The 24,741-nt window shown below is 74.1% G+C and carries 20 protein-coding genes; 8 read left to right on the forward strand and 12 right to left on the reverse strand.

Translation table 11 applies throughout. From position 1 onward, the window contains the following. Positions 1–521: 521 nt before the first annotated feature. From AMK13_RS42515 to AMK13_RS34490, 5 genes are all read left to right on the forward strand, one after another. Positions 522–1,130, forward strand: a complete 609-nt coding sequence (locus tag AMK13_RS42515; protein WP_158077783.1) for a single-stranded DNA-binding protein — start codon at positions 522–524, stop codon at positions 1,128–1,130. A gap of 354 nt (positions 1,131–1,484) precedes the next feature. After that, complete coding sequence (locus AMK13_RS34475; protein WP_158077784.1) at positions 1,485–2,921, forward strand: Cys-Gln thioester bond-forming surface protein; 1,437 nt, start codon at positions 1,485–1,487, stop codon at positions 2,919–2,921. A gap of 403 nt (positions 2,922–3,324) precedes the next feature. Then, positions 3,325–4,989 carry an energy-dependent translational throttle protein EttA gene (gene ettA / locus AMK13_RS34480; RefSeq protein ID WP_049657863.1) on the forward strand — a complete coding sequence of 555 codons (1,665 nt, stop codon included), beginning with the start codon at positions 3,325–3,327 and terminating at the stop codon, positions 4,987–4,989. A gap of 128 nt (positions 4,990–5,117) precedes the next feature. Next, a complete protein-coding gene (locus AMK13_RS34485; protein WP_049657866.1) occupies positions 5,118–5,561 on the forward strand; it encodes an acyl-CoA thioesterase in 444 nt (147 codons plus the stop codon). 35 nt (positions 5,562–5,596) lie between these two features. Further along, the gene (locus tag AMK13_RS34490) at positions 5,597–6,283 is read left to right on the forward strand and encodes a hypothetical protein (protein WP_074005626.1); all 687 of its coding nucleotides are present in this window, start codon (positions 5,597–5,599) and stop codon (positions 6,281–6,283) included. A 45-nt stretch (positions 6,284–6,328) separates the two neighbouring features. Here the strand turns inward: AMK13_RS34490 and AMK13_RS34495 are convergent, their stop codons facing one another. From AMK13_RS34495 to AMK13_RS34540, 10 genes are all read right to left on the reverse strand, one after another. Next, the gene (locus AMK13_RS34495) at positions 6,329–6,733 is read right to left on the reverse strand and encodes a globin (RefSeq protein ID WP_049657871.1); all 405 of its coding nucleotides are present in this window, start codon (positions 6,731–6,733) and stop codon (positions 6,329–6,331) included. Positions 6,734–6,853: 120 nt separating this feature from the next. Next, the gene (locus AMK13_RS34500; protein WP_079272765.1) at positions 6,854–7,990 is read right to left on the reverse strand and encodes an ABC transporter permease; all 1,137 of its coding nucleotides are present in this window, start codon (positions 7,988–7,990) and stop codon (positions 6,854–6,856) included. Continuing rightward, on the reverse strand, positions 7,987–8,904 hold the full coding sequence (locus tag AMK13_RS34505) for an ABC transporter ATP-binding protein (RefSeq protein WP_049657872.1): 918 nt from the start codon (positions 8,902–8,904) through the stop codon (positions 7,987–7,989). The genes AMK13_RS34500 and AMK13_RS34505 overlap by 4 nt, the downstream gene beginning before the upstream one ends. Before the next feature lie 201 nt (positions 8,905–9,105). Then, complete coding sequence (locus AMK13_RS34510) at positions 9,106–10,419, reverse strand: FHA domain-containing protein (RefSeq protein ID WP_074005559.1); 1,314 nt, start codon at positions 10,417–10,419, stop codon at positions 9,106–9,108. Between the two features lie 73 nt (positions 10,420–10,492). Beyond that, a complete protein-coding gene (locus AMK13_RS34515) occupies positions 10,493–11,848 on the reverse strand; it encodes a vWA domain-containing protein (RefSeq protein ID WP_049660919.1) in 1,356 nt (451 codons plus the stop codon). A 110-nt stretch (positions 11,849–11,958) separates the two neighbouring features. Then, the gene (locus tag AMK13_RS42525; RefSeq protein ID WP_074005560.1) at positions 11,959–13,269 is read right to left on the reverse strand and encodes a PP2C family serine/threonine-protein phosphatase; all 1,311 of its coding nucleotides are present in this window, start codon (positions 13,267–13,269) and stop codon (positions 11,959–11,961) included. A gap of 3 nt (positions 13,270–13,272) precedes the next feature. After that, positions 13,273–15,813 (reverse strand): serine/threonine-protein kinase, encoded by a 2,541-nt coding sequence (locus AMK13_RS34525; protein WP_074005627.1) that lies wholly within the window; start codon positions 15,811–15,813, stop codon positions 13,273–13,275. Between the two features lie 5 nt (positions 15,814–15,818). Further along, a complete protein-coding gene (locus tag AMK13_RS34530) occupies positions 15,819–17,180 on the reverse strand; it encodes a hypothetical protein (protein WP_234348701.1) in 1,362 nt (453 codons plus the stop codon). Between the two features lie 305 nt (positions 17,181–17,485). Then, positions 17,486–18,454 carry a glutamate ABC transporter substrate-binding protein gene (locus AMK13_RS34535; RefSeq protein ID WP_079272766.1) on the reverse strand — a complete coding sequence of 323 codons (969 nt, stop codon included), beginning with the start codon at positions 18,452–18,454 and terminating at the stop codon, positions 17,486–17,488. A gap of 22 nt (positions 18,455–18,476) precedes the next feature. Beyond that, positions 18,477–20,018 (reverse strand): hypothetical protein, encoded by a 1,542-nt coding sequence (locus AMK13_RS34540; protein WP_241853154.1) that lies wholly within the window; start codon positions 20,016–20,018, stop codon positions 18,477–18,479. A 360-nt stretch (positions 20,019–20,378) separates the two neighbouring features. On the opposite strand from AMK13_RS34540, the gene AMK13_RS34545 reads away from it, so the two are divergent. Beyond that, positions 20,379–20,954: a nucleosidase gene (locus tag AMK13_RS34545; RefSeq protein WP_049649370.1), complete on the forward strand. Its 576-nt coding sequence runs from the start codon at positions 20,379–20,381 to the stop codon at positions 20,952–20,954. Between the two features lie 107 nt (positions 20,955–21,061). On the opposite strand, the gene AMK13_RS34550 is transcribed toward AMK13_RS34545, so the two are convergent. Continuing rightward, positions 21,062–21,994 (reverse strand): sigma-70 family RNA polymerase sigma factor, encoded by a 933-nt coding sequence (locus AMK13_RS34550; RefSeq protein ID WP_241853155.1) that lies wholly within the window; start codon positions 21,992–21,994, stop codon positions 21,062–21,064. A gap of 103 nt (positions 21,995–22,097) precedes the next feature. Between AMK13_RS34550 and AMK13_RS34555 the strand changes: the two genes are divergently transcribed. Next, on the forward strand, positions 22,098–22,880 hold the full coding sequence (locus tag AMK13_RS34555) for an SDR family oxidoreductase (protein WP_074005562.1): 783 nt from the start codon (positions 22,098–22,100) through the stop codon (positions 22,878–22,880). A 225-nt stretch (positions 22,881–23,105) separates the two neighbouring features. Here AMK13_RS34555 and AMK13_RS34560 read toward each other — a convergent pair whose 3' ends face one another. Next, positions 23,106–23,756 carry a cysteine hydrolase family protein gene (locus AMK13_RS34560; RefSeq protein ID WP_338016376.1) on the reverse strand — a complete coding sequence of 217 codons (651 nt, stop codon included), beginning with the start codon at positions 23,754–23,756 and terminating at the stop codon, positions 23,106–23,108. A gap of 15 nt (positions 23,757–23,771) precedes the next feature. Between AMK13_RS34560 and AMK13_RS34565 the strand changes: the two genes are divergently transcribed. Further along, complete coding sequence (locus AMK13_RS34565; RefSeq protein ID WP_074005563.1) at positions 23,772–24,734, forward strand: GlxA family transcriptional regulator; 963 nt, start codon at positions 23,772–23,774, stop codon at positions 24,732–24,734. The last annotated feature ends 7 nt before the right edge of the window (positions 24,735–24,741 follow it).

A 24,741-nucleotide genomic window follows, 5' to 3' on the forward strand; every position in this document is an offset into this window, starting at 1 on the left:
AAGGGTGACCGGTTCCCAGGCCGGGTGTGACGACACCGCCGTTGGTGTGTCGGTTCGGTGGAGCGGTCCGATAATCGCAGGTGAAGGCCGTGAGTGCAGCGGTCTGGGAGTGTTCCGCGCCGGACGTTGTGCAGTCGTTACGGGGCTGCCTCCTCACCCGTTATGGATTCGGCACGGAGAATGCGGCGCCGACGGTGCGGGTGGGGGCCTTAATCGCGGTTGCGCCGGTCGTATGACGTGCGCGGACGGCCGTCGGGGCGCCTTCCGGAGCGCGTTCCCGGGCGGGTTCCGGGGTGCGCCGGCCGGGCGGCGAGCAGCGAGTTTGTTGTCATGGCCGCGAAGAAGCGGGGTCGAAGCGGCGGCGGAAGGCTGAAATTCACCCCTGCGGGTGACAACAGTTCCACAGGCCCGAGTTATCCACAGGATTTCGGAAGTCGGTGGCCCGGATTTCCCCTGAAGTGCACGCTCAAGGCGCACCGGTCGATTCCGTACGGTGCATCGGCGAGAACGGAGGGTGTGCCGTGAGCGAGACGCATGTGACGGTGATCGGCAATGTGGCGACGGAGGTGAGCTACGGCGAAACCAGCGGCGGGGTGCCGATGGCGAACTTCCGGCTCGGCTGCACCGAGCGGCGGTACGACCGGCAGCGCGAGTGCTGGGTGGACGGCGAGACGCAGTGGGTGGCGGTGACGGCCTGGCGGGCGCTGGCGGTCAATCTGATCGGCTCGCTGTCCAAGGGCGATCCGGTGCTGGTGAGCGGCCGGCTGCGGGTGCGCGAGTGGACGGAGGGGGAGGTGAAGCGGAGCCGGGCCGAGATCGACGCCCGATCGGTCGGACACGACCTCACCCGTGGTACCACGGCGTTCCGGTGGGCGGCGGGGGTGCGCGGGCAGCCGCCGGGCGGCGCCGGTCCGGCCGGGGCGGAGGGCGGGGGCGAGGCCGTGCCGGGGTGGATCGTCAGCGCGGTGGAGGCGCGCAGGGGCTCCGGGGCGCCCCCGGCGCCGGCCCCGGCGGCGGTCGCGGCGCCCGTCGTCCGGGCGCTGCCGCCGGGCGGCTGGCCGGCCGCGGGGGAGTCGGGCGAGGTGTCCGGGGCGGAGCGGGGAGGTGGCGCCGAGGATGCCCTGACCTGATCGGTCGGTGACCTTCCCTGTCGACAAATATGTTGATCGAGAACGTCGTTGTGCCCGCACGCGCAATCCGACCGGATAACAGAAAGCGGCCCGGGACTTTCTGGTCGACCGTCAGCTTGTGTGGGACTTGAGGGGATTGATAACGATCCAGATACGGAATCGTCCTGATTTCGCATGGGGGTTTCCGGGCCTCTGGGGCTCAATAGGATTCGTCTGGTTCATACCCGTAGCAGTGCCACAGGGGGCACGCGCGGAACGGCAAGTCGGCGGGCCGCCCACTCGGTGCGGCCCGGCCCGGAGGGATCCCAGATGTTCCAGAGGCAGGGGCGGAGTCTGTCCCGGATAACCACTGTCATGCTCACGACCAGCTTGGCGCTTGGCGGAGGCCTGTTCGCGGCCGGTGCGGCGGTCGCGGCCGGCGCCCCGACCTCGGGCGTGACGGCGGAAGTCCAGAACGAGATGCTCGGCGAGAAGATCGACGTCGAGGGCAAGGGCACCGTCGACGGCGGCCTGTTCACCCTCAAGACGGCTGCCGGGGAGAAGCTCCGGACGTACTGCATCGACTTCGACAACCCGGTCTACCTGGACAGCGGCGCCAAGTACCACGAGGCGGACTGGGCGTCGAGCTCGCTCAACAGCAACGCGAACGCCCCCAAGATCCGCTGGATCCTGGACAACTCGTACCCGCAGGCCAGCCTGACGTCCCTCGCGACGGCCGCCGGCGTCGACAGCCTGACCGACGCGGACGCCGCCGCCGGCACCCAGGCCGCGATCTGGAAGTTCTCGGACAACAAGAACGCCGTCCCGCGCAACGACAAGGCCAAGAAGCTGCGCGACTACCTCGTCGGCGACGCCAACAAGGGCGTCGCGGCCGAGCCGAAGCCCTCGCTGACCCTCTCCCCGGACTCGGTCTCCGGGAAGTCGGGCGGCAAGCTCGGCCCGTTCCTGCTGAACTCCAGCGCGAACGAGGTCAAGCTGACCGTCACCGGCGACGCCGCGGACAAGATCAAGCTGCTGGACAAGGACAGCAAGCCGGTCAACGGCAGCCTGGCCGGTCCGATCGGCAAGGACACCCCGCTGTTCCTGGACGTGCCGGCCGGCACCCCGGACGGCAAGGCCGCCATCAACGCCACCGCCGAGGCCACCGTGCTCAGCGGCCGGGTCTTCATGAGCGGCGTGGACTCCCGCGGCCGCCACAGCCAGACCATGATCCTGGCCGGCTCCACCAAGGTGAACGTCGCCGGCGGCGCCAAGGCCACCTGGAAGCAGGGCAAGGGCGCGCTGGTCGACAGCACCGCCAAGGAGGAGTGCGCCACCGGCGGCGTGCGGGTGTCCGTCACCAACAGCGGTGACGAGGCCGCCACCGTCACGGTCGGCAAGCAGCAGGTCGCCGTCCAGCCGGGCAAGACCGAGAGCGTGCTCGTCAAGGTCGAGGAGAAGGCGCACTACGACTTCACCGTGACCGGCCCGAACGGCTACACCAAGCAGTTCACCGGCGTCCTGGACTGCAAGGTCGGCGTGACGCCGACCCCGGCCCCGACCACCCCCGCCGCGACCGGCACGCCGTCCGGCACCCCGAGCGCGGCCCCGTCGGGCACCCCCAGCACCGGCGCCGGCCAGCCGACCCCGGCGACCACCAGCGCCGCCCCGGGCACCGGTGGCCTGGCCCAGACCGGTGCCAATGACTCCACCCCGATCCTCGCCGCCGTCGCCGGTGGCCTGGTCGTGGCCGGTGGCGCCGCCGTCTTCGTCCTGCGCCGCCGCGGCCGCCACGGTCGCACCACCGCCTGAACCGTCCGAACCGCCTGAGGCGCCCGAAGCGCCCGAAGCGACGGAACCGCCCGAGCGGGCCGGGGGTCACCGACCTCCCGAGGCCCTGAGAGCGGCAACCGGCCCGGCTCCCCGCACCCGCTGCGGGGAGCCGGGCCGTCGCGTTTCCCGGACGGGGCCCCGGGGGCGTCGGCTACGGGGCGGCGGGGCCCGGGGTGGGCGGGGTGCCGGCCGGGCAGAGGCGGCCGGGAGGGCGGGAGCGGGGGCGCCGGGCGGCCGCGGTCCGGGCGGCGGGGCCGGGGCGGGCGGGAGCGCTTCCGGATACCCCGGTGGGGTCATCCAGGCGATTCGGGCCTCAGGGCCGGGTGCGGCACAATGGAAGGCTGCAAGCCGAATACTCCCGACGACGCCGGAGCGATCTCACGTGGCGGAATACATCTACACGATGCGCAAGGTGCGCAAGGCTCACGGAGACAAGGTCATCCTTGACGACGTGACGCTCAGCTTCCTCCCCGGAGCGAAGATCGGCGTCGTGGGCCCCAACGGCGCCGGTAAGTCCACCGTGCTGAAGATGATGGCCGGCCTGGAGCACCCCTCCAACGGCGACGCCTTCCTCTCGCCCGGTTTCACCGTCGGCATGCTGCTCCAGGAGCCGCCGCTGGACGAGACCAAGACCGTCCTGGAGAACGTCGAGGACGGCGTCAAGGAGATCAAGGGGAAGCTCGACCGCTTCAACGAGATCGCCGAGCTGATGGCGACCGACTACTCGGACGCCCTGCTGGACGAGATGGGCAAGCTCCAGGAGGAGCTGGACCACGCCAACGCGTGGGACCTGGAGGCCCAGCTGGAGCAGGCCATGGACGCCCTGGGCTGCCCGCCCGGCGACTGGCCGGTCACCAAGCTCTCCGGTGGCGAGAAGCGCCGCGTGGCGCTCTGCAAGCTGCTGCTGGAGTCCCCCGACCTGCTGCTGCTCGACGAGCCCACCAACCACCTGGACGCCGAGTCGGTGAACTGGCTGGAGCAGCACCTGGCCAAGTACCCCGGCACCGTCGTCGCCGTCACCCACGACCGGTACTTCCTGGACAACGTGGCCGGCTGGATCCTGGAGCTCGACCGCGGCCGCGCGATCGGCTACGAGGGCAACTACTCCACCTACCTGGAGTCCAAGCAGTCCCGCCTGAAGGTCGAGGGGCAGAAGGACGCCAAGCGCGCCAAGCGCCTCAAGGAGGAGCTGGAGTGGGTCCGCTCCAACGCCAAGGGCCGCCAGGCGAAGTCCAAGGCCCGTCTGGCCCGCTACGAGGAGATGGCGGCCGAGGCGGACAAGATGCGGAAGCTGGACTTCGAGGAGATCCAGATCCCGCCGGGCCCGCGCCTGGGCAGCATCGTCATCGAGGTCGAGAACCTCAACAAGGCCTTCGGTGAGAAGGTCCTGATCGACGACCTGAGCTTCACCCTGCCGCGCAACGGCATCGTCGGCATCATCGGCCCGAACGGCGCCGGCAAGACCACCCTGTTCAAGATGCTCCAGGACCTGGAGACCCCGGACAGCGGCACGGTCAAGGTCGGCGAGACGGTCAAGATCAGCTACGTCGACCAGACCCGCGCCAACATCGACCCGAAGAAGACCCTCTGGGAGGTCGTCTCCGACGGTCTGGACTGGATCAACGTCGGCCAGGTCGAGATGCCGTCCCGCGCCTACGTGTCGGCCTTCGGCTTCAAGGGCCCGGACCAGCAGAAGCCGGCCGGCGTGCTCTCCGGTGGTGAGCGCAACCGCCTGAACCTGGCGCTGACCCTCAAGCAGGGCGGCAACCTGCTGCTCCTCGACGAGCCCACCAACGACCTCGACGTCGAGACGCTCTCCTCGCTGGAGAACGCCCTGCTGGAGTTCCCCGGCTGCGCCGTGGTCATCTCCCACGACCGCTGGTTCCTGGACCGGGTGGCCACCCACATCCTCGCCTACGAGGGCGAGAGCAAGTGGTTCTGGTTCGAGGGCAACTTCGAGTCGTACGAGAAGAACAAGATCGAGCGGCTCGGCGCCGACGCCGCCCGTCCGCACCGGGCCACGTACAAGAAGCTGACCCGAGGCTGACACCCAGCCGTCACAACGGCCCGGCAGACTGCCCTCCGGGGCGGCCTGCCGGGCCGCGGCCCGTCGCCGACCGCCCGCCGCCCCGGCGGTGGACGGCGGCGGGCGACCGGACACCGAGGAGAACTCCCGTGGCTCGCCACATCTACGCCTGCCCGCTGCGCTGGTCCGACATGGACGCCTTCGGGCACGTCAACAACGTGGTCTTCCTGCGCTACCTGGAGGAGGCCCGGATCGACTTCATGTTCACCCAGGCCGCCGCGGCCGGTGCCGGGGAGTTCGCGGGCGGCTCGGTGGTGGCCCGCCACGAGATCGACTACAAGCGTCCGCTGGTGCACCGGCCCGAGCCGGTCACCATCGAGACCTGGGTGACGAAGATCGGCGGCGCCTCGCTGACCGTCTCGTACGAGATCAAGGACGTCGCCGAGGACGGCGGCGACATCGTGTACGTCCGGGCGTCCACCGTGGTCGTCCCCTACGACCTGGCCGAGGGCCGGCCGCGCCGGATCTCGCCGGTGGAGCGGGAGTTCCTCGGCCGCTTCATGGACGAAGAGCCGGTAGTCGCCGCCGTCTGACCGCACCCGACGATTCGAGCTGAACCACTGTGACCATCACCGCCCGTCTCGCCCTGACCGACACCGGGGAGGCCGCCGACCTCTCCGCCTTCCTGCTGCGCCTGCTGCGCTTCGACCGGGCGGCGGCCGTCCGGATCCAGGCGGTGGGCCCGGGCGAGGGAGACGGCGTGCTGGCGGTCTTCGGACGGCTGCCGCTGGGCGACTCGGGCGTGCTGGCGATCCGCACGGCCCGGCTGGACGGTCTGGACGAGCCGGTGGACCTGACCGTCTCCGCGGGCCAGCTGCTGGACGGCGTGGACGCCGGGTCGGGCGCCGTCGCGCTGCCCGCGCCGGTGACCGGTCCGGCCTGGGCCGGGCTGCTGCCGCCGCGCACCGGCTGGCGCCCGGTCGGCACCCCGCCGGCGGCCGAGGTGTGCCGCGAACTGATGGCGGCGGTCGGGGAGTTCCGCGAGCGCAGCGAGGCCGTCCCGGAGCACCACCGCACCCGCGCGGTGCTGGACCGGCTGGCGGACGAGGTGTGGTCCCGCCCGGTCTCGGTGCTGCCGGAGCTGCCGCTGCGCGCCGTGCACGCCTCGTACCGGATCGGCTTCCTGAGCCCCGAGGCGCCGCTCTCGGTGCACCGGGCGGGCGGCTGGCTGCGGTTGAGTTCCCCGGTGGGCTCGGTGGTGGTGCGGACCGCGGCCGCGCCGGGCGCGGGGCTGGGCCTCAGCCCGCTCCGGTAACGGCGGTCCGGGGCCCGGCCCGCCCCGCCGAGGAGCGATCCGGGCTCAGCCCGGGGTGTTGATCATCGAGGCGGCGGCGTAGACCAGGTACTCGAGCAGCTGCTGCTCGTGCTCGGCCGGCAGCTCCAGGTCCGCGACGGCCGCCCGCATGTGGGTGAGCCAGGCGTCGTGCGCGGCCTTGTCGACCTTGAACGGCGCGTGCCGCATCCGCAGCCGCGGGTGGCCGCGCCGCTCGCTGTAGGTGCGCGGGCCGCCCCAGTACTGCATCAGGAAGAGGGCCATCCGCTCCTCGGCGGGCCCGAGGTCCTCCTCGGGGTACATCGGCCGCAGCAACTCGTCCTCGGCGATGCCTTCGTAGAACCGGTGGGCCAGCCGCCGGAAGGTCGGCTCACCGCCGACCTGGTCGTAGAAGGTCTCCTCGCTCAACGTGCCTCGCCGGATCTCTCTCACCCGACCATGGTCGCAGACGCCGACGGGGTCGTACACCGGGACCAAAGGCGTACGACCCCGTCGGGAGGGGACCGGCGGACGTCGGCACGGACGTCGGCGTAGGAGACCAGCGCCGGACGGTCAGTCCTCCCAGCGGAACAGCTTCCAGGAGATGCCGGTCAGCACGGCCGCGAAGAGCAGCAGGCCGCCCATGGTCGGCACGGCGTCCATGACGCCGCCGCCGCGGGTGAGCACCGACTGGGCGGATTCGACCAGGTAGTGCAGCGGCATAACCTTGGAGACGGCCTTCAGCCACTCCGGGGCGCCGTCCAGCGGGAAGAACGAGCCGGACAGGAAGGACATCGGCAGCACGATGATCTGCGAGATGCCGTTGGCCGCCTCCTCGGTCTTGGCGACCGAGCCGGCCAGCAGGCCGATCGACATGAAGGCGAGCGTCGCGCAGGCCACCAGCGGGATGACCAGCCACCAGTTGCCGGTGAGTTTCAACCCGAAGAAGCCGGTCGCGACCACCAGGAAGACGGCGGTCTGCAGGAACGCGGTCAGCAGCGAGACCAGGATCCGGGAGCTGATCACGGTTCCGGCGCTGAGCGGGGCCAGCCGCAGCCGGCGCAGCACCTTGGTCTTGCGCCAGTTGACCAGGGTCAGCGCGGCACCGAACACCGCGCCGGTGGCGACGGCCCAGCCGAGCAGGCCGGGGGTGAGGAACTGGATCGGCTTGAGCGACTTGTCCTCGACCTGCTGGGAGTCCAGCACGAAGGCCGGCTTCTGCCCGGTGGCGGCCTGGTTGGCGCTCTGGACCACCGAGTTGAGGATGCCCTGGAGCGCGCCGGCCCGGACCTGGTCGGCGGCGGTGTAGCGCAGCTCGACCGTGCCGTTCGGGCCCTGCTTGATCAGCGCGTCGTAGTCGCCCTTGCGGACCTTCTCCAGCGTGCCGGCCTCGTCGTCGGTCTTCGTGATGGTGAGGACCTTGTCCAGCCCGGCCCGGTCCTCGCCCTGGATCGAGTCGAACAGCTTCACCGCGCCGACCTGCGCCACCTTGGCGTGCGGGCTGCCGGAGCCCTTGGTCACGGAGCCGAAGAAGACCAGGAACACCAGCGGGAACAGCAGGATGAAGAAGGCCGCGGTGCGGTCGCGCTTCATCCCGAGCAGCATGGCGCGGGACAGGCTCCAGAACGCGCTGACCCGCTCCCGCTCGCCGGCGGCCGGGCCGCCGCGCCGGGCGGGGGCCTGCGGCTCGGTGGGGGTGGTGGCGGTCATGCGCGGAACTCCCGTCCGGTCAGCTGGAGGAAGACGTCCTCCAGGGTGGCGCCGCGCACTTCCAGGCCGCGCAGCGCGTTCTGCTCGGCGAGGACGCTGAGCACCGGAGCCGGGAGGCGGGTGGAGACGGAGAGCGAGACGCTGTCGTCCTCCAGGGTGGCGATCTCCGCGCCGGCCGCGGTCAGCAGCTCCCGGGCGCGCTCGAGCGGGAGCTGGCCGGAGGCCACGCTGATCCGGACGGTGTCGTCGATCTCGCGGATCAGCGCCGCCGGGGCGCCGGTGTGCAGGATCTTGCCGTGGTCCATGATCGAGACCCGGTCGCAGAGCACCTCGGCCTCGTCCAGGTAGTGCGTGGTCAGCACGACCGTGCGGCCCTCGGCGTTGATGTCCCGCAGGAGGTCCCAGAGGTTGCGCCGGGCCTGCGGGTCCAGCCCGGTGGTGGGCTCGTCCAGGAAGACGAGCTCCGGGTCGTGGGCCAGCGCGCAGGCGATCGACAGGCGCTGGGCCTGGCCGCCGGACATCTGGTCGGTCAGGGTCTCGGCCTTGTCCGAGAGGCCGACCCGCTCCAGCATCGCGTCGGCCCGCTTGGGGCCGACCCCGTAGAACGACGCGAAGGTGCGGATGGTCTCCCGGGCCGTCAGTTTCCGGAAGAAAGCGGAGGCCTGGAACTGCACGCCGATTCGCGGCAGCAGTTTCGGATTTCGCGGCCAGGGCGCCATGCCCAGCAGCTCGACCCGGCCCTCGTCCGGTTTCCGGACGCCCTCCAGGATCTCCATCGTGGTGGTCTTCCCGGCGCCGTTCGGGCCCAGGATCCCGTAGAACTCGCCGGCCTCGACGGTGAACGACACCCCGTCGACGGCCTGCACATCCCCGTACCGCTGGCGGATGCCGTCAGCGGATATAGCAGCAGTCATGTGGCCTGAGCCTAGGGGCAGGGAAGGCTCCGGCGCACGCCCGCGGCGGCGAATTTGCGGATATTTTGAGGATGGTCCAAACAAATCCGGGCCGGGCGGATGTCGAATTCCGCCCGGCCCGGCCGGAGTTGTCACCGACGTGTGGTCAGGTAACGATTTGACGGGTTTTCAGTCGGAGAATCCCCTCCGACCGACGGCCGGTCAGCCGCGGTGCACGGTGATGGTGGTCCAGGCGCCGATGTGGATCCGGTCGCCGTCGTTCAGCGGTACCGCGGTGTGCGGCGGGACGGGCTCCGCGCCGCCGTTCATGGTGGTGCCGTTGGTCGAGTCCTGGTCCACCAGGACCCAGCTGCCGTCCGCCTGTTCGGCGAGCAGCGCGTGCTGGTGCGAGGCGCCCGGGTCCTCCGGCGGGACGGACAGGTCGATCTCCGGCACCGTGCCGCGGTGCTGGCTGCGCCGCCCGATCCGCAGCTGGCCGCGGCCGGTCAGCGGGATCCGGCGCTCGGGGCAGTACGGCGGGAAGAACAGGCCGGCCGCCTCGGGGCCGCTGCGGGCCATCATGTCGGTGAAGTAGTCCCGGTCGGCCGAGACCACGGCGATCCAGTTGGTCCGCACCGGCTCGGCCGGGGCGGTCTCCTGGGGCTGCTGGGGGACGGGCGGGGCCAGGTTGAACGAGGTGCCGAAGTCGCCGCCGCGGTTGTTCGGGCCGGGGCCGGTCGGCTGGGCGTACACCGGGCCGGAGTCCTCGCGCACCGAGGTGTCGGGGAACGCGCCCTCGGGCGGCGGGTAGCCGTAGGTGTGCTGGTGCGCCGGGGCCTGGGGCTGCTGGGGGACGGGCGGGGCGACGGCCTGCTGGGCCGCCGGTGGCTGGCCGAGCGGGGACTGCCCGAGCGGCTGCTGGCCGAACGGCGGTTGGCCGTGCGGGGGTTGTCCCGCCGGGGCGTGGCCGTGCGGCGGCTGACCGGCCTGGGCGTGGCCGTGCTGGGCCTGCTGCGGCGGGGGGCCGCCGTAGGAGGCCGGGATGTTCAGCGGCGGCTGCTGCTGCGGCTGTTGCTGCTGTTGCTGTGCCGCGCCGGGCACCTGGCGGCGCGAGGGCGTGGAGAGCTCGTAGTCGTAGCCGCACTCCTCGCAGAACCGTCCGGTCTGCGGGCTGCGGCAGATCGGGCAGACGGCCAGGCCCGCGGTGAGGCCCTGCGGTCCGGCCTGCGGCGGGACGGCCCCGTGCGGGGGTACGGCCCCGTGCCGGCCCGGGGGCACCAGGCCGGGCGGCGGCAGGGGTGCCCCGGGCGGCGGGACGGCCCCCGGCGGCATCGGCGGCGGAGGCGGCGGCGCGCCGAAGGAGGCGCCGCCGTACCCCGGGTGTCCGGAGTGCGCACCGGGCGCGGGCTCGCCCCCGTGCGCCCCCGGGTAGCCTCCGTGCGCCCCCGGCGCAGGGGCCGGCGGAGTCATCGGGAAGCCGCAGAAGTCGCACCAGTCCTCGGCCTGCGACTCGTGGCCCCTCGGGCAGATCGGCATCAGGTCCCCCTCGTTTCGGGCCGGCTCCGTGCGGCGTCGCGCCGGGGTGCCGGCCCGGTCACGTCTTCAGCGGTCACTTCTTCACACGTACCGTCTTGGTCGACCGGGTCTCAAGGGTCATCGAGTCGGCCTCGCTCACGTTCTTACGGAACCGAACCGTACCCTCCTTCGGGTCCACCACGTCCACCACCTTCTGGAGCAGCTTGTAGGTGCCCTCGTTCCCGGTCGCGTGGGCGATCCGGACGGCGGCGCCCAGCTTGGCGGTCGCCCGGTCGACGTCCCCGGCCCGGTGGGCCTCCAGGCCCTCCTGGATGGAGGAGGCGAGCTCGGCCTGCCCGGTGTAGTGGGCGACCTGCGGGCTGATCCGGGTGGAGGAGGCCAGGTCGTCGGTCCAGACCGCCTTGACCAGGCCCTGGGTGAGCACCTCGGGGGTGCCGCCGGCGACCTGCTCGGGCAGCACCAGGCTGATCCGGGCGGCCAGCATCTCGTTGCCGACCGAGGCGGCCGGCACCTCGACGCAGACGTGGTAGTCGCGGCTCTCGTCGCCCCAGGAGCCGGTGGGGTAGTCGCCGGCCCGGGGGCCGGCCTCGGTGCGGCGGGAGCTCAGGTCCTCGACCGCGGGGGCGACCTGCTTGACGAACCGGACCCTGGCGTTGGCCGGGGTCCAGATCCGCAGCGCGACGTCGGCGACCTGCTTGCCCATCGCGCCGGCCATCATCGAGCGGAAGTCCTCGGCCAGGCCGGAGGGCTCGGCGACGATGTCGGTGGTGCCGAGCAGCGCCGAGGAGATGCGGCGCAGCTCGTCGATCCGCCAGTCGGTGCCCACGCCGCGGCAGTCGGCGGTGAAGTGGCCGGTCACCCGTTCGACGGTGCGGGCCAGGTCCTCGGCCGACTCGTGCTCGTTGTTGCCGTCGGTGAGCAGGACGGCGTGCCGGATGGCGATGTCGCGGCGGGTGAGGAAGAGCTGGTCGGCCTTGGCCAGCCAGGTGCCCATCGCGGTGCCGCCGGCCGCGGTGAGCCGGCGCAGCGACTCCTTGGCCTGCGCGCGGGTGGTGGCGGAGGCGGTGGCGAGGGTGCCGTCGCCGGGGTAGATGTCGCGGGCCTCGTGGGTGCCGGCGACGACGGCGAAGGCGGTGCCGTCGCGCAGCGCGTCGATGGCGGCGGCGGTGGCCTCGCGGGCGCCGTTGATCTTGGTCTTGGGGTAGTCCATCGAGCCCGAGCAGTCCACCAGGACGACCACGGCCGCCGCGGTGCCGGCGCCCGCCGCGGTGGCGTCGGCGAAGCCGAGGGGCCGGCCGCCCGAGGTGCCGCCGCCGGTCGCCGTGACGGTGACGATGGCGTTGACCTCGCGGGCGCCGTCGGCCAGGTACTCGTTCTGGAAGATCTCCACGTTGAACCTGGGCAGGTTCGGCTTCGCCAGTGTTGCCATGGGGCGGTCGGCTCCCGTCGGGTGAGGGGTGGACGTGCTCAGGACGGTGGGGCGGCCCGCCGGGCGGGGCCGGCGGGCCGTGCCGCCGGAGCGTCCGGCGGGTGGTCGGGTCAGGCCGTCGGCGGGTGCGGCGGCTGCGGCGGGACGGGCGGAACGGCGGGCGCGGTCGGCGGGACGGACGGCGCCGGGGGGACCGGGGGTACGGGCGGGGCCGGGGGCAGCGGGGCGGCGGCGGAGCCGATCACCGGGAGGTCCGGCAGGGTCGGCTCGTAGTCCTCGTCCTCCTCCGGGGCCGGCCGGACGGCCGTGCGCGGAGCGATCACCGGCAGGTCGAACGCGGTGGGGGTCTCCTCGGCCGCCTCGAGGGCGGCGGCGGGCGGGTCGATCGGCAGCACGGCGACGGTGATGTTGTCGTGGCCGCCGGCCGCGACCGCGAACTTCACCAGGGTCTGCGCCGTGGCGAGCGGTTCGGTGCGGGCGTCCGGGCGCACGTAGTACGCCAGGTCGGTGGCCGCCTCGGCGTAGTTCCACAGCCCGTCGGTGCAGATCAGCACCACCCCGGGGACGTGCGGGGTGAAGTCGAGGGTGTGCGGCACGACCTCCTCGGCGTCGGCGCCGAGCCAGCCGGTGATCGCGTGCGCGCGGGGGTCGGCGTAGGCCTCGGCCTCGCTCATCAGCCCGGCCTCGACCATCCGGGCCGCCCAGGAGTCGTCCTGGGTGAGCCGGAACGGCTCGGCGGCGGCGCGGTCGTCCGGGATCCAGTACGCCCGGGTGTCGCCGACCCACCCGATGGTGACCCGGCCGCCCGCGGCTATCGCGCTGACGAAGGTGCAGGCGGGCGCGTTGAGGTCGGGCCGGGTGGGGCCGGCGCCGTCGGTGGCGAGGCCGGCGACCGCGTCGGCGGCGTCGGCGACGGCCTGGCGCATCGCCGAGTTCGGGTCCCGGCCGGCCTCCAGGGCGGTCAGCAGCGACTCGGAGGCGGCGTCCACGGCGGTCTCCGAGGCCTCGTCCGGGCGGTCGGAGGAGGAGACGCCGTCGCACACCACGGCGACCACGACCGGCTCGCCGCCGGGCAGCGAGGTCGCGGCGACGGTGAAGGAGTCCTCGTTGCGGTGGTGGCGCACGCCGCGGTCGCTGACCCCGGCGACGCCCCCGAGCGCCTTCTCCATGTGGTCGCGCGGGCGCGGCTGGGCGCTGCCGCAGCCCTCGCAGTAGCCGTCCGGGGCGACCTGCGGCTGCCCGCAGTGCACGCAGACCTGCCCGCGCGGCGACGGTACGGCCTCGCCGCGGGCGGCGGCCCAGCTCGTGGGCATCGAGCCGGGGGCCGCCCGGCCGTCCCGGCCGGTCCCGCAGGAGCCGCAGTAGGCGTCCTCCTGGTCCATCGGCTCCGAACAGCTCGGGCACTCGGTCTGCTGCGGCATCTGCTACACCCACGTCCTGGGACGGGCACGGTTGGCCCGTTCCACCATCTCGATCCTGGTCTCCGCCCGGTCGGCCAACCGGGCGAGTACCCGGTAGGACTGTTCCAGGGCGAAGCGCAGTTCCCGCTCCTGTGCGGGACGTCCCAGTACCACCAGGTCGGTGGTCCGCCGGCCGGCCGCCTCCTCGGCGCCGACCCAGCCGAGGGCCGTGTCGAGCACCTCGACGGCGAGCTCCTCGCGGCGGCGGGCGTCCAGCCGCAGCGCGGTCAGCTGGGCGGAGCTCGCGCCGAGGTCGGCGGCCAGGTCGTCGGTGGTCCGGCGCTCGCGCAGCCGGGCCCGGACGGCGGCGATCCGGGCGGCGGTGTAGTGGCTGGAGGTGGCCGGGACGGTCTCCAGGACGCGGACCGCGGCGGTCCGGTCCTCCTCGGCCAGCCGGACCCGGGCCAGCCCGAAGGCGGCGCTCAGGTAGGCGTGGTCGGTGGCCCACACCAGCCGGTAGAACTCGGCCGCGTCGCCGCCGTCGCCGAGCAGCTCGGCGCAGATGGCGAGGGCCAGCTTGGGGGCGGCCTCGCCGGGGAAGGCGTCGTAGACGGCGTCGAAGGCCTCCGCAGCAGCCCGCAGGGCGGTGGAGGAGCCGTCGACGAGGGCGGTCAGCCCGCGGTACCAGACCACCCGCCAGTCGTCCGGCTGGTCCCGCTCCAGCTCGGTGAGGCGGTTCACCGCGTCGTCGTGGCGGCCGAGTTCGAGCAGGGCGCGCAGTTCGCGCAGCCGGCTCTCGACCGAGACGGCGGGCGCGGCGGCCAGTGCGGCGAGCGTCTCCTCGGGGTCGGGGGTGACCAGGACGGCGAGGAAGCCCGCGTTCGGGTCGCCGGGGTCGACCCGGGGGACGGGCAGTGCGAGGGCGGCGGCGGCCGGGTCCAGGGGGGCCACCCGGAGCTGCCCGGCCTGTTCGGTGGGCAGGACCAACTCGGTGTCCACGACGCGCAGTTCGGGGCCGAACAGGGTGGAGGGCGCGGGCCGGGGCCGGTCGTCCTGGAGGGCCAGGACCTCCCGCAGCACGCCGGTGAGCTGGTCGGCCATCTCCTCGGCGGAGGCGAAGCGGCGGGCCGGGTCCGGGTCGGTGGCGCGGACCAGGAAGCGGTAGTACGACTCGTACCTGGCGAAGACCTCGACCTGTTCCGGGCCGGGCAGCGAGTCGCGGTAGGTGCCGCTGTAGCCCTGGAAGTCGAAGGTGAGCACCGCGAGGGTGCGGGCCACGGTGTACAGGTCGGAGGCGACGGAGGGGCCGTCGGTGGCGATCTCCGGGGCCTGGTAGCCGATGGTGCCGTAGATCGGGCCGTCGTCGTCGAAGCGGCGGACCGCGCCCATGTCTATGACCTTGAGCGTGTCGCCGCTCTGGATCACGTTGTCGATCTTGAAGTCGCAGTACACCAGGCCCCGGCCGTGCAGGTAGCCCAGGGCCGGCAGCGCCTCCAGCGCGTACGCGATCCCCTGCTCGACCGGCAGCGGTTCGCGCCGGCCGTCCGCGGTGCGGCGCTCGTTGGCGATGTCCTTGAGCGACTTCCCGCCGACGTACTCCATCACGATGTAGCCGTCGGTGGAGCCGGTGCGCAGGTCCGGGTGCTCGGCGAAGTTGATGATCCGGACGATGTTCGGGTGGTCCACCTCGGCCAGGAAGCGCCGCTCGGCGACGGCCGCCGCGAGCGCGTCCTCGTCCCCGGTGTCCAGCAGGCCCTTGAGCACCACCCACTTGTCGTGGACCCGCCGGTCCACCGCCAGGTAGATCCAGCCGAGCCCGCCGTGCGCCAGGCAGCCCACCACCTCGTACTGCCCGCCGACCAGGTCGCCGCGGCGCAGCTTGGGCGTGAACGAGTACGGCGTGCCGCACTTGGTGCAGAAGCCGTCCGGGCGGCCGGGGCGGCCGTTCTTCTCCCGGCCCACCGGGGTCTCGCACTTGGAGCAGAACCGCTTGCGCTCGGGCACCTCGGGGTCGGCCAGCACCGCCTGGGACGGGTCGGCCGCCTCGACGGTCGGCACGGTGACCAGGCCGGCGCCCAGCCGGTTGCGGGTGCCGGCGGTGGAGCCGCCCCGGGTGGAGCGGACCGAGAGGGAGCGGCTGCTGCCGGTGCGGGTCGAGCGGTGCGAGCGGGAGCGGCCGGACATCGAGCGGGCCGAGCCGGTGCGGACCGACAGCGAGCGGGCGGAGCCGTCGTGGCCGGAGCCGTTCCGGCCGGGGCCGGGGGAGACCCGGGCGGAGGGGACGTGGGGCTGGGTGACGCCGGTGTCGCCGCCGGGCGGGGTCAGGCCGCACTCGTCGCAGTAGCCGTCCGGGTCGATGGTGCCGGAGCAGTCGCGCGGGCAGGGCGCGCCGGGGCCGGCGGCCGGTGTCCCCGTGGCCCCCGTCGCCCCCGCGCCCGGTGCCCCCGCCGCTCCGGTCGTCGCGGTGGTCCCGCCCGCCGGGGCGAGCCCGCACTCGTCGCAGTAGCCGTCGGCGTCGATCCTGCCGCTGCCGGAGCACTCCGGCCGTTCGCACGTCCCGCCCATCACCCTCAGCCCCCCTGGACCTGTCCGTCGGCCGGCTCCTGGCCGGCCGCCTCCTGTGCCTGCCCGGCCTCGGTCTGGGCCGGGCGCAGCGACTGCTGGAACCGGGCCACCGCGGCGGCCGCCGCCCGCAGGTCGCAGGGCGCGCTCCACAGCAGCCAGCGCGCCTTCTCGTACCGTTCGATCACTTCCGGGTCCTCGGAGACCCGCAGCCGGGCCGCCATCGCCTTGTAGGCGTCCAGCCGGCCGCGCAGCTCGGCCCGGACGGCCAGCGGCTGGGTCACCTCGGTGAGCGACTGCCGGGCCCGGCCCAGCTCCTTGGCGGCGGCGTCCTCCAGCGTGTCCAGCAGCGGCGCCAGCCGGCCCCACTGCCCGGCCTGGCGCAGGTCCAGGGCCGCGACGATCCGTTCGCGCAGCGCCGAGGCCGGTCCGGGCACCGCCGGGACGTCGCTGGACGCTATCTTCGCCAGCACCTCGCCGCGCGCCCGGCGGGCCTCGGCCAGGGTGGCGTCGGCCCGTTGGAGGAGGTCGCCGACGCCCTGGAGGCGCTCCTCGGCCTCGTCGCGCAGCCGCAGCAGGTCCTCCAGCTCCAGCCGGACGCCGTCCAGCGCCCGCCCGGCCCGGTCGAACCGCTCGGTGTCGACCACCCCGGCGGGGCCGGCGAAGGCCGAGCCCTCCGGGACGGTGCCGCGCTGGGCGGGCACCCGGGCCGGGCGCCACAGCGCCAGCGGGTCCCCGTGGACCTCGGCGCGCAGCCCGGTGAGGTCCTGCTCGATCCCGGCCAGGTCGTCGCCCAGCGGGTGGCTCCCGGTGCGCACGCCGAGCGAGGCGGCGAGGGTGCGCACCCGCTGGAGCTCGGCCAGCAGCAGGTCGATCCGGGCGGGCAGCGCCGACCAGACCGCGTCGGCGGCGCTGACCACCTCCAGCACGGTGGCGTACCAGGAGTTCATCCGCACCATCAGCGCGTCCAGGCTGATCCGCTCGACCAGCCTGGCCGGCGCGCCGAGCACCTGCGGGCCGTCCGGCACCACCCCGCCGGGGACGGTCACCGCGTCGCCGGTCAGCAGTTCGCTCAGCTCGGCCAGTTCGGGCGCGCCGGGCTTGGCCTTGCGGGCCCGGACGGCGCGCGCCGAGGCCAGCGCCTCGGAGTAGCGGTCGAACAGCGCCCAGAGCAGGGGCAGGCCCTTGCCGGCGACGGACCAGCGCTCCAGGGTGCGTCCGGACAGCTCGGCGCCGTCCAGCAGCCGCAGGCCCGAGTGGTCCTGGAGGGCGAGCAGCGCCGACTCGACCGCGTCCCGCTCCGCGCCGAGGCGGGCGAGCGCGCGGTCGACCTCCTCCCGGTTCAGTACCGGGCCAGCCGATGCCGCCACCGCGGTGTCCTTCCTTCCTCGCGTGCGATCCCGACGTGCCTGACGTTCCTGACGTACCTGACGTGCTGGACGTACCGGACGTGCGGTCCCACGACAACCCCCGTGTCCACCACCGGTCTCCCCGTGGTGATCGTCCCGAACCCTAGCCGGTGGCCGTTCGGGCGGAGCGGGCGCGGGGCGTCAAGGCACCGTCAACGCCCCGCTGACGGCCCGCGCGCTACCTCCTCCGCGCCGTCCCCCGCGTCGCCCCCGGACCGGCCCGGGGCGGACCCCGGTGCGGACCCCGGGGCGGCCCCGACGCCGGCTCAGCGGGTGCCCGGCCAGTAGCGGTCGGCCTCGTTGAGCATGTACGGCTTGAGCCAGTGCTCGTACGAACGGGCCCAGTCGCCGCGCGCGTAGTAGTCGGCCAGGACCTGGTTGACGCGGGCGGTCAGGTCGGTGCTGTCCTTCAGCATGGCGACGCCGACCACCTCCGGCTGGGCCTCGCCGTCCACGATCCGCACGGTCTGGTCCTGCGCGGCCTGACCGGCCGCCAGGCCGTTGTCGGTCATGGTCGCGTCGACCTTGCCGAGCTGCATCAGGACCAGGCAGTCCAGCTGGTTCTCCACCGTGACGACCTGCCGGGCGGTCTTCTTCTCCGTGACCACGGTCAGCGCGGTGGAGCCGGCGGCGGCGCAGACCCGCTGGTCCTTGACGGCGTCGTCGATGTTCTTCGCCGGCGAGGCCGTCGGCACCAGGACGCGCTGGGTGATGTTGAAGTACGGCTTGGAGAAGGCGACGTCCTCCATCCGCTTGCAGTTGATCGTCATGGTGCGGACGATCAGGTCGACCCGGCCCTTCTTGATGGCGTCGATCCGGTCGGCCGTGGCCACCGGCTTGAGCACCACCTTCTCCGGGTCGCCCATGACGGCCGCGCCGATCGCCCGGGCGAGGTCGATGTCGAAGCCCTCGATCTGGCCGGTGTTCGGGTTGCGGGCGCCCCAGCGGTAGCTGTTCTGGTCCACGCCGATCACCAGGCTGCGCCTGGCCTTGATGGCCTTCACGGCCGGGCCGTCGTCGGTGCTCGGCGGCACGCTCTTCGTGACGTCGCAGCCGTCGGCCTGCTCCTGCTGGTCCTGCTTCGTCCGGTGCACGGCCGCCGGCGCGGCGCCGACCGGGCCGCCCCCGGCGAGCACGGCCGCGCCGGCCGCCAGCAGGGCCACCGCGACGGCGGGCCTGGTCCTCCTCCCGGAACCGCCGGAACCTCTGAAGCTCCTGAAACCCCTGGTGCGCATCGGTCGCTCTCCCCCTTGCCCGTTACCGGTACTCGGCCAGTCGCCGGCCCAGGCCGCGCAGCGCGGCGGCCGCGGCCACCAGGCCGAGCAGCGCGGCGGCGACGGCGGCGGTGCGCAGGTCCCCGCCGGTGCCCTCGGCGGCCTGCTTGAAGCGGTCCTGCTCGATGTCGGCGGCCTGGGCGAGCGCCTTGTCGGTGGCGTTGAAGGAGGCGTCGGCTGTGGCCGCGTCGCCCTTGGCCGTCACGGTGGCCTCCAGTGCGCCCTGGTAGTCGGCCTCGAACACCTCCCGCTTCCGGGCCTCGTCGTGCCGTTTGCGCCACTCGTCGAACTGCTTGGCGGCCTCCCGGACGCTCGGCTGGGCGGCCGAGGGGGCCAGGCGGAGGGCCTCCGGCAGCGAGCCGGCGGACCGGTCCGCCGGGACGTCGGTGGTTCCGGCGAGGTCTCCGACGGCCTTCGTCCACTGGTCGGCGTACTTGGTGGTCGAGCCGCGGGCGACGAAGTGGAGGTTCTCCGCCAGCCGGGCGGTCAGCACGTCCGCCCGGGCGGTGTTGAGCGCCTTCAGCGGGGCCGCGCCCTCGTGGACGCTCCGCTTGAGCGCCGCGCTGGTGGTCAGACCGGTGACGGCCAGCCACAGCCCGCCGGCCAGGACGGCGGCGGTGGCGCCCAGCAGCCCGATGTTGAACACCCGGTTGGTGCGGCGGAACAGCGTGAGCTGCACCCAGGCCAGCGCGGCCAGGGTGACCAGCGCCAGGCCGTACGCCCCCCACGGCACCGCCTTGGCCTCGGCGTAGTCGTCGGCCAGCTCCTGGTTCTCGGCCGCGGCCAGTTCGGCGGCGGCCGGCAGCAGCACGGTCTGCATCTGCTCGGAGGCGTACCGCAGGTAGGCGCCGCCGAGCGGGATGCCCTGCCGGTTGTCGGCCCGCGCGGTCTCCACCAGGCCGGCGTAGGCGGGGAGTTGCTGGTTCAGCCGGGAGAGCGAGCCCTGGGCGGGCGAGGTCGCGGTGGTCCGGGCGGCGGCCTGGGCGATCAGCTTGGCGGCGGTGGCGATGTCCTGCTCGTAGCGGGTGCGGACCGCGTCGGGCTCGGCGCCGGCCAGCAGGAAGCCGCTCGCCGCGGTGGTGGCGGCGTCGGCCAGGCTGCGGTGGATCTCGGCGGCGTCCCGGCTGAGCGGCTGGCTGTACGAGACCACCCGGTCGGCGGCCTGCGCCCTGGTCTCCAGCTGCCAGGCGGTGAGCCCGCCGAAGGCGACGGTGAGCACCGCGAGCACCACGCCGGCCAGTCGCAGCCGCCCTGGGGGTGTGCGGGTGGCCTGTGCGAGCCGGGCGCGCACGCCGGTGGCGACGGCCGCCGGAGGGCGCTTCTCGGGCGCCCCACCGGGTCTGGCCGCCGGGGGCGCCCCGCCGGACTTCGCGAGCGGGGCCGATCCGGGGACGGCCGGTGCCCCCGGTGCGGCCGCCGCCACCGGCACGGCCGTCGCCACCGCGGCGCCCGGCGCCCCCGGCAGCTGGTTCGGCCGTGCCGGGAACGCGGCGCCGGACGCGCCGTTGCCTACTGGTGTTGCCACCCGCCTCATCCTCCCCTGGGGCCGGGCCCGTCCCCGGGGCCCGACCGATGGCAGCAGTATGGCCGTGACTCCCCCCGACCACACCTGACTTGCGCCGATCTTGAGCATGTCGTGCACGTCCCCCGGACGGCCCGCAGCACCGTCGCGGCCGGTGCCGTTGGTGCGGCCCGTACGCTCCGTACGGCCCGTACGGTTCGTGCCGCTCCCGTCGGTCGTCTCCTGCCGGTCGTCCCGAGAGGTGGCGAACCGTCCGACGCGGGCCGCACCCTACGCGGTTCCCCCGGCCGGGCGGAGCGCGGGGGTCCGGTTGCGGGCGGGCTTTCCCGGGTGCGGCGACCCCTCGCTCCGTACGATGGAGGTATGCGCCTGCTTGGAACGATCTCGCCCGACCGTCCGCTGCTCGTCGTCGCCGTGCGGGAGGAGGCCGCCCACCTGGACGACCGCCTGCCCGTGCTGCTCACCGGGATAGGGAAGGTCAACGCCGCCGTCGCGCTGGCCACCGTCCTCGCGCAGGGCGAGAAGCCGTCCGAGGTGATCAACCTCGGTACGGCCGGCGCGCTGCGCCCCGGCTGGGAGGGCACCCACCACGTGGTCCAGGTGATCCAGCACGACCTCGACACCGCCGCCCTGCACGCGCTCACCGGGCGTGAGTACGGGGCCCCGCTGGTGATCGGCAAGGGCGACGGCCCGGTGCTGGCCACCGGCGACCTCTTCGTCTCCGACACGGACGCCCGCGACCGGCTCGCCGAGCACGCCGACCTGGTGGACATGGAGGGCTACGCCGTCGCCACCGTCGCCCACCGCGCCGGGCTGCCGGTGCGGCTGGTCAAGCACGTCAGCGACCAGGCCGGGGACGGTGCGGAGCACAGCTGGAAGGAGGCGGTGGACGACTGCGCCCGGAAGCTGGCCGACTGGGTGGTCGCGCAGGGCTGGTGACGTCGTCTCAGGGGCTGGTCAGGGTGGCGCGGTGACCGGGGGGAACGCAGGGCCGACCGGGCTTGACCGGGGAGGGCGCGGCCGCCCTCCCCGCCCCGCCTCCCGGGTCAGCCGTTCCGGAAGTCGGTGAGGTCCAGGCCCGCCAGCCGATCCGGGTCGGTGAGCACGTCGATCGCGACGATCGCGCCGTCCACCACGGTGAACGCCATGACCGAGAGCGCCCGGCCGTTGTCGCCGATGACCACCGCGCCCGCGGTGCCGTTGACCAGCGCCGGGCGGGCGAACGGCGACAGCGTGCCCCACAGGACGGCCTGGCCGGCCACCGTGCCGGCGCCCGAGAGCACCACGGTGTGCCGGGCCAGCAGCGCGCCGCCGTCCGAGCGCAGCACCACGTCCGGGTCGAGCACGGCGAGCAGCGCGTCCAGGTCGCCGTTGCGGGCGGCGGCGAAGAACGCGTCCACGGCCGCCCGCTGCCGGCCGAGGTCCGGGTCGGGCGCGGGCGCCTGCCCCTGCACCTTGCGGCGGGCCCGGCTGGCCAGCTGGCGGGTGGCGGCGGCGGTCTTCTCGATCAGCGGGGCGATCTCCTCGAACGGCACCGCGAACAGGTCGTGCAGCACGAAGGCGACCCGCTCGGCCGGTGAGAGCGACTCCATCACCACCATCAGCGCCAGCCCGACCGAGTCCGCGAGCATCACCTCCTGCTCCGGGTCCACCACGTCCTCGCGCCGCAGCAGCGGGTCCGGGATGCGCGGCGGGCCCGGCTCGCCGCCCGGCCCGGCGGGCTCCAGCGGCTCCTCGCGGCGCTGGGCGCGGGTGCGCAGCAGGTTCAGGCAGACCCGGGAGACCACCGTGGTCAGCCAGCCGCCGAGGTTGTCCACCCCGGCGGTGTCGGTGCGGTCGTAGCGGAGCCAGGCCTCCTGGAGGGCGTCCTCGGCCTCGCTGATCGAGCCGAGCATCCGGTACGCGACCGCGCGCAGGTGCGGGCGGTGCTCCTCGAAGAGCGCGGTCCGGGCGGATTCCCCGTCCACCTTCTCGTCCACGTGTCACATTCCTTCGTCGCCGGGGGTCAGGGCAGCAGGAGTCACCCAACAACGGCCGCGGCGCGGAGATCAACTCCCCTCCCGGGACGAATCGGAGACGGTCATGACGAAGAACACGGTGCTGGTCACCGGAGGTACCGGGACCCTGGGCCGGCAGGTGGTCCCGCTGCTGCGCGCGGCCGGGCTGCCGGTGCGGGTGCTCAGCCGGCGGGAGCGCCCGGACGCCGACGGCGTCGCGTACGTGCGCGGCGACCTGCTCGGCGACCCGGCGACGGCGGCCGCCCGGCTGGACGGGGCGCTGGCGGGCGTGGACACCGTGCTGCACCTGGCGGGCGGCCCCAAGGGCGACGACGTCGCCACCCGGCTGCTGGTCGCCGCCGCCCGGCGGGCCGGGGTGCGGCACCTGGTGTACATCTCGGTGATCGGCGCGGACCGGCTGCCGCTCGGCTACTTCCGGGCCAAGCACGCCGCCGAGCGGGCGGTGGCCGACTCGGGCCTGCCGTACACGGTCCTGCGGGCCGCGCAGTTCCACGACCTGGCGTTCACGGTGGCGGAGAAGACGGCCCGGCTGCCGCTCGTCCCGGCCCCCGGCGGGGTCCGCTGGCAGCCCGTGGACGTACGGGAAGTCGCCGCCCGGCTGGTGGAGTTGGCGCTGGGCGAGCCGGCCGGGGCGGTGCCCGACCTGGCCGGTCCGACGGTGTACGCGATGGAGGAGCTGACCCGCGGCTACCTCGCGGCGCGCGGCCGCAGCCGCCGGCGGCTGCCGCTCCGGGTGCCGGGCAAGGTCGGGCGGGCGTACCGGGCGGGGGAGAACCTGGCCCCGGCGGGCGCCGACCACGGGCGGCGGACCTGGGAGGAGTACCTGGCGGAGCGGCTGGCGGCCTGACGGCTGCCCGTCGTGGTCCGTGGGGTGGCCGCCGTGCCCCTCCTCGACGCCGTCCGCGCCGACTCCGCCGCCGCGCTTGGGCTCAGCGGCCCCCCGGCCGCCGTGCTCGGGCCCGACGTCCCCCGGCCTTCGGGGCCCTGGCGCGGCTGCGGGAGCTCGCGCTGGGCCCCGGGGCGTCGTACGTGCTGCTCGACGCCGAGGAGGGCAACGCCTACGAGCCGCTGTTCAGGCCCGGGCGGCTCCGGTGACGTCCTCGGTGGTCACCACCTTGGCGAAGCGCATCGCGTGCAGGGTGGCGGCCGTGGCGCGGGCGAGGTCGGCGGCCGGGATGGTGGTGCCGTCCGGGCCGGCCATGTCGAAGGAGTGCATGGCGTCGGTGGGGAAGATCGCGTCGTAGCCGAGGTTGCCGGCCATCCGGGCGGTGGTCTCGCAGCACACGTTGGTGATGATCCCGGTGACCACCACCTGCCGGGCGCCGCGCTCCTGCAGCCAGGCGTGCAGGTCGGGGGTGCCGTAGAAGGCGCTGTTGACGGTCTTGGTGACGTGCAGCGCCGGGGTGAGCCCGGCGACGAAGTCCTTCAGGTCGTGCCCCGGGGTGCCCCCGGCCAGCGGCGTGCCCGGGCCGTCGTGCTGCACGGTGACGATCGGGCGGTCGGTGTCCTGCCAGGCGGTGATCAGCTCGGCCATCCGCTGCTCGGCCTGCGGGTTGTCGCGGGGGCCGAAGGCGGGGGCCTCGAAGCCCTTCTGGACGTCGATGAGCAGCAGGACGGCGTCGGGGTCGAGGGCGAGGGGGGCGTCGAAGGCGTCGAGGTTCGTCATGCCGTCCATGGTGGTCGGCGGGGCCGGGGAGGCGTGATGGGCGGAGATGCCGACCATCGATAGATTCCTGCCATGCGTACGGTGGGTTGCCTGATCTTCGACGGTGTCCGGGCCTTCGACTACGCCGTGATCGGCGAGGTGTGGGCGAACCGGGCCATCCGGCCCGGCCAGCCCCTCTTCGACCTGCGGGTCTGCGGGCCGGAGGGCGCCCGGGTGCGGCTGGGCGGCGGGCTGGAGCGGCTCCCCGACCACGCCCTGGGCGCGCTCACCGACTGCGACCTGGTGGTGGTGCCGGGCGTCGAGGACCCGGGGGCCCGGCATACCCCGGAGGTCCTGGGCGCCCTGCGGGCCGTCGCCGCGGCGGGCGTCCCGATCGCCTCGCTCTGCGCGGGCGCCTTCGTCCTTGCCGAGGCCGGCCTGCTGGACGGCCGCGAGGCCACCACCCACTGGGCGCTCGCCCCCGAACTCGCCCGCCGCTTCCCGGCGGTGACGGTCCGGCCCGAGGTGCTCTTCACCGGCGGCGACGGCCTGTGGACCTCGGCCGGCGTCGCGGCGGGCATCGACCTCTGCCTGCACCTCGTCCGCACCGCCCACGGCCAGCGGGCCGCCGCCACCATCGCCCGCGCCATGGTCACCGCGCCCTTCCGGGCGGGCGGCCAGAACCAGTTCCTGCCCTCCCCGGTCCCGGACGCCGCCGTCGGCGACGACCCGCTGGCCCGCCTCCGCGCCGAGGTCCTGGCCTCTCTCGACACCCCCTGGACGGTGCGCCGGATGGCCGCCGCTGCCCTGATGTCCGAACGCACCTTCGCCCGCCGCTTCACCGCCACCACCGGCACCACCCCGATGCGCTGGCTCCTCGACCAGCGCGTCCTCACCGCCCAGCGCCTCCTGGAGGAGACCGACCTGCCCGTCGACACCGTCGCCACCCACTGCGGCTTCGCCTCCGCGGTCTCCCTGCGGCCGGTCTTCGTGGACCGGGTCGGCGTTGCCCCCCGCGAGTACCGCCGGGCCTTCCGCGGCCGCGAGGAGGGCTGAGCGGTTC

The organism is Streptomyces sp. CB02056, assembly GCF_001905545.1.
Lineage (GTDB): Bacteria > Actinomycetota > Actinomycetes > Streptomycetales > Streptomycetaceae > Kitasatospora.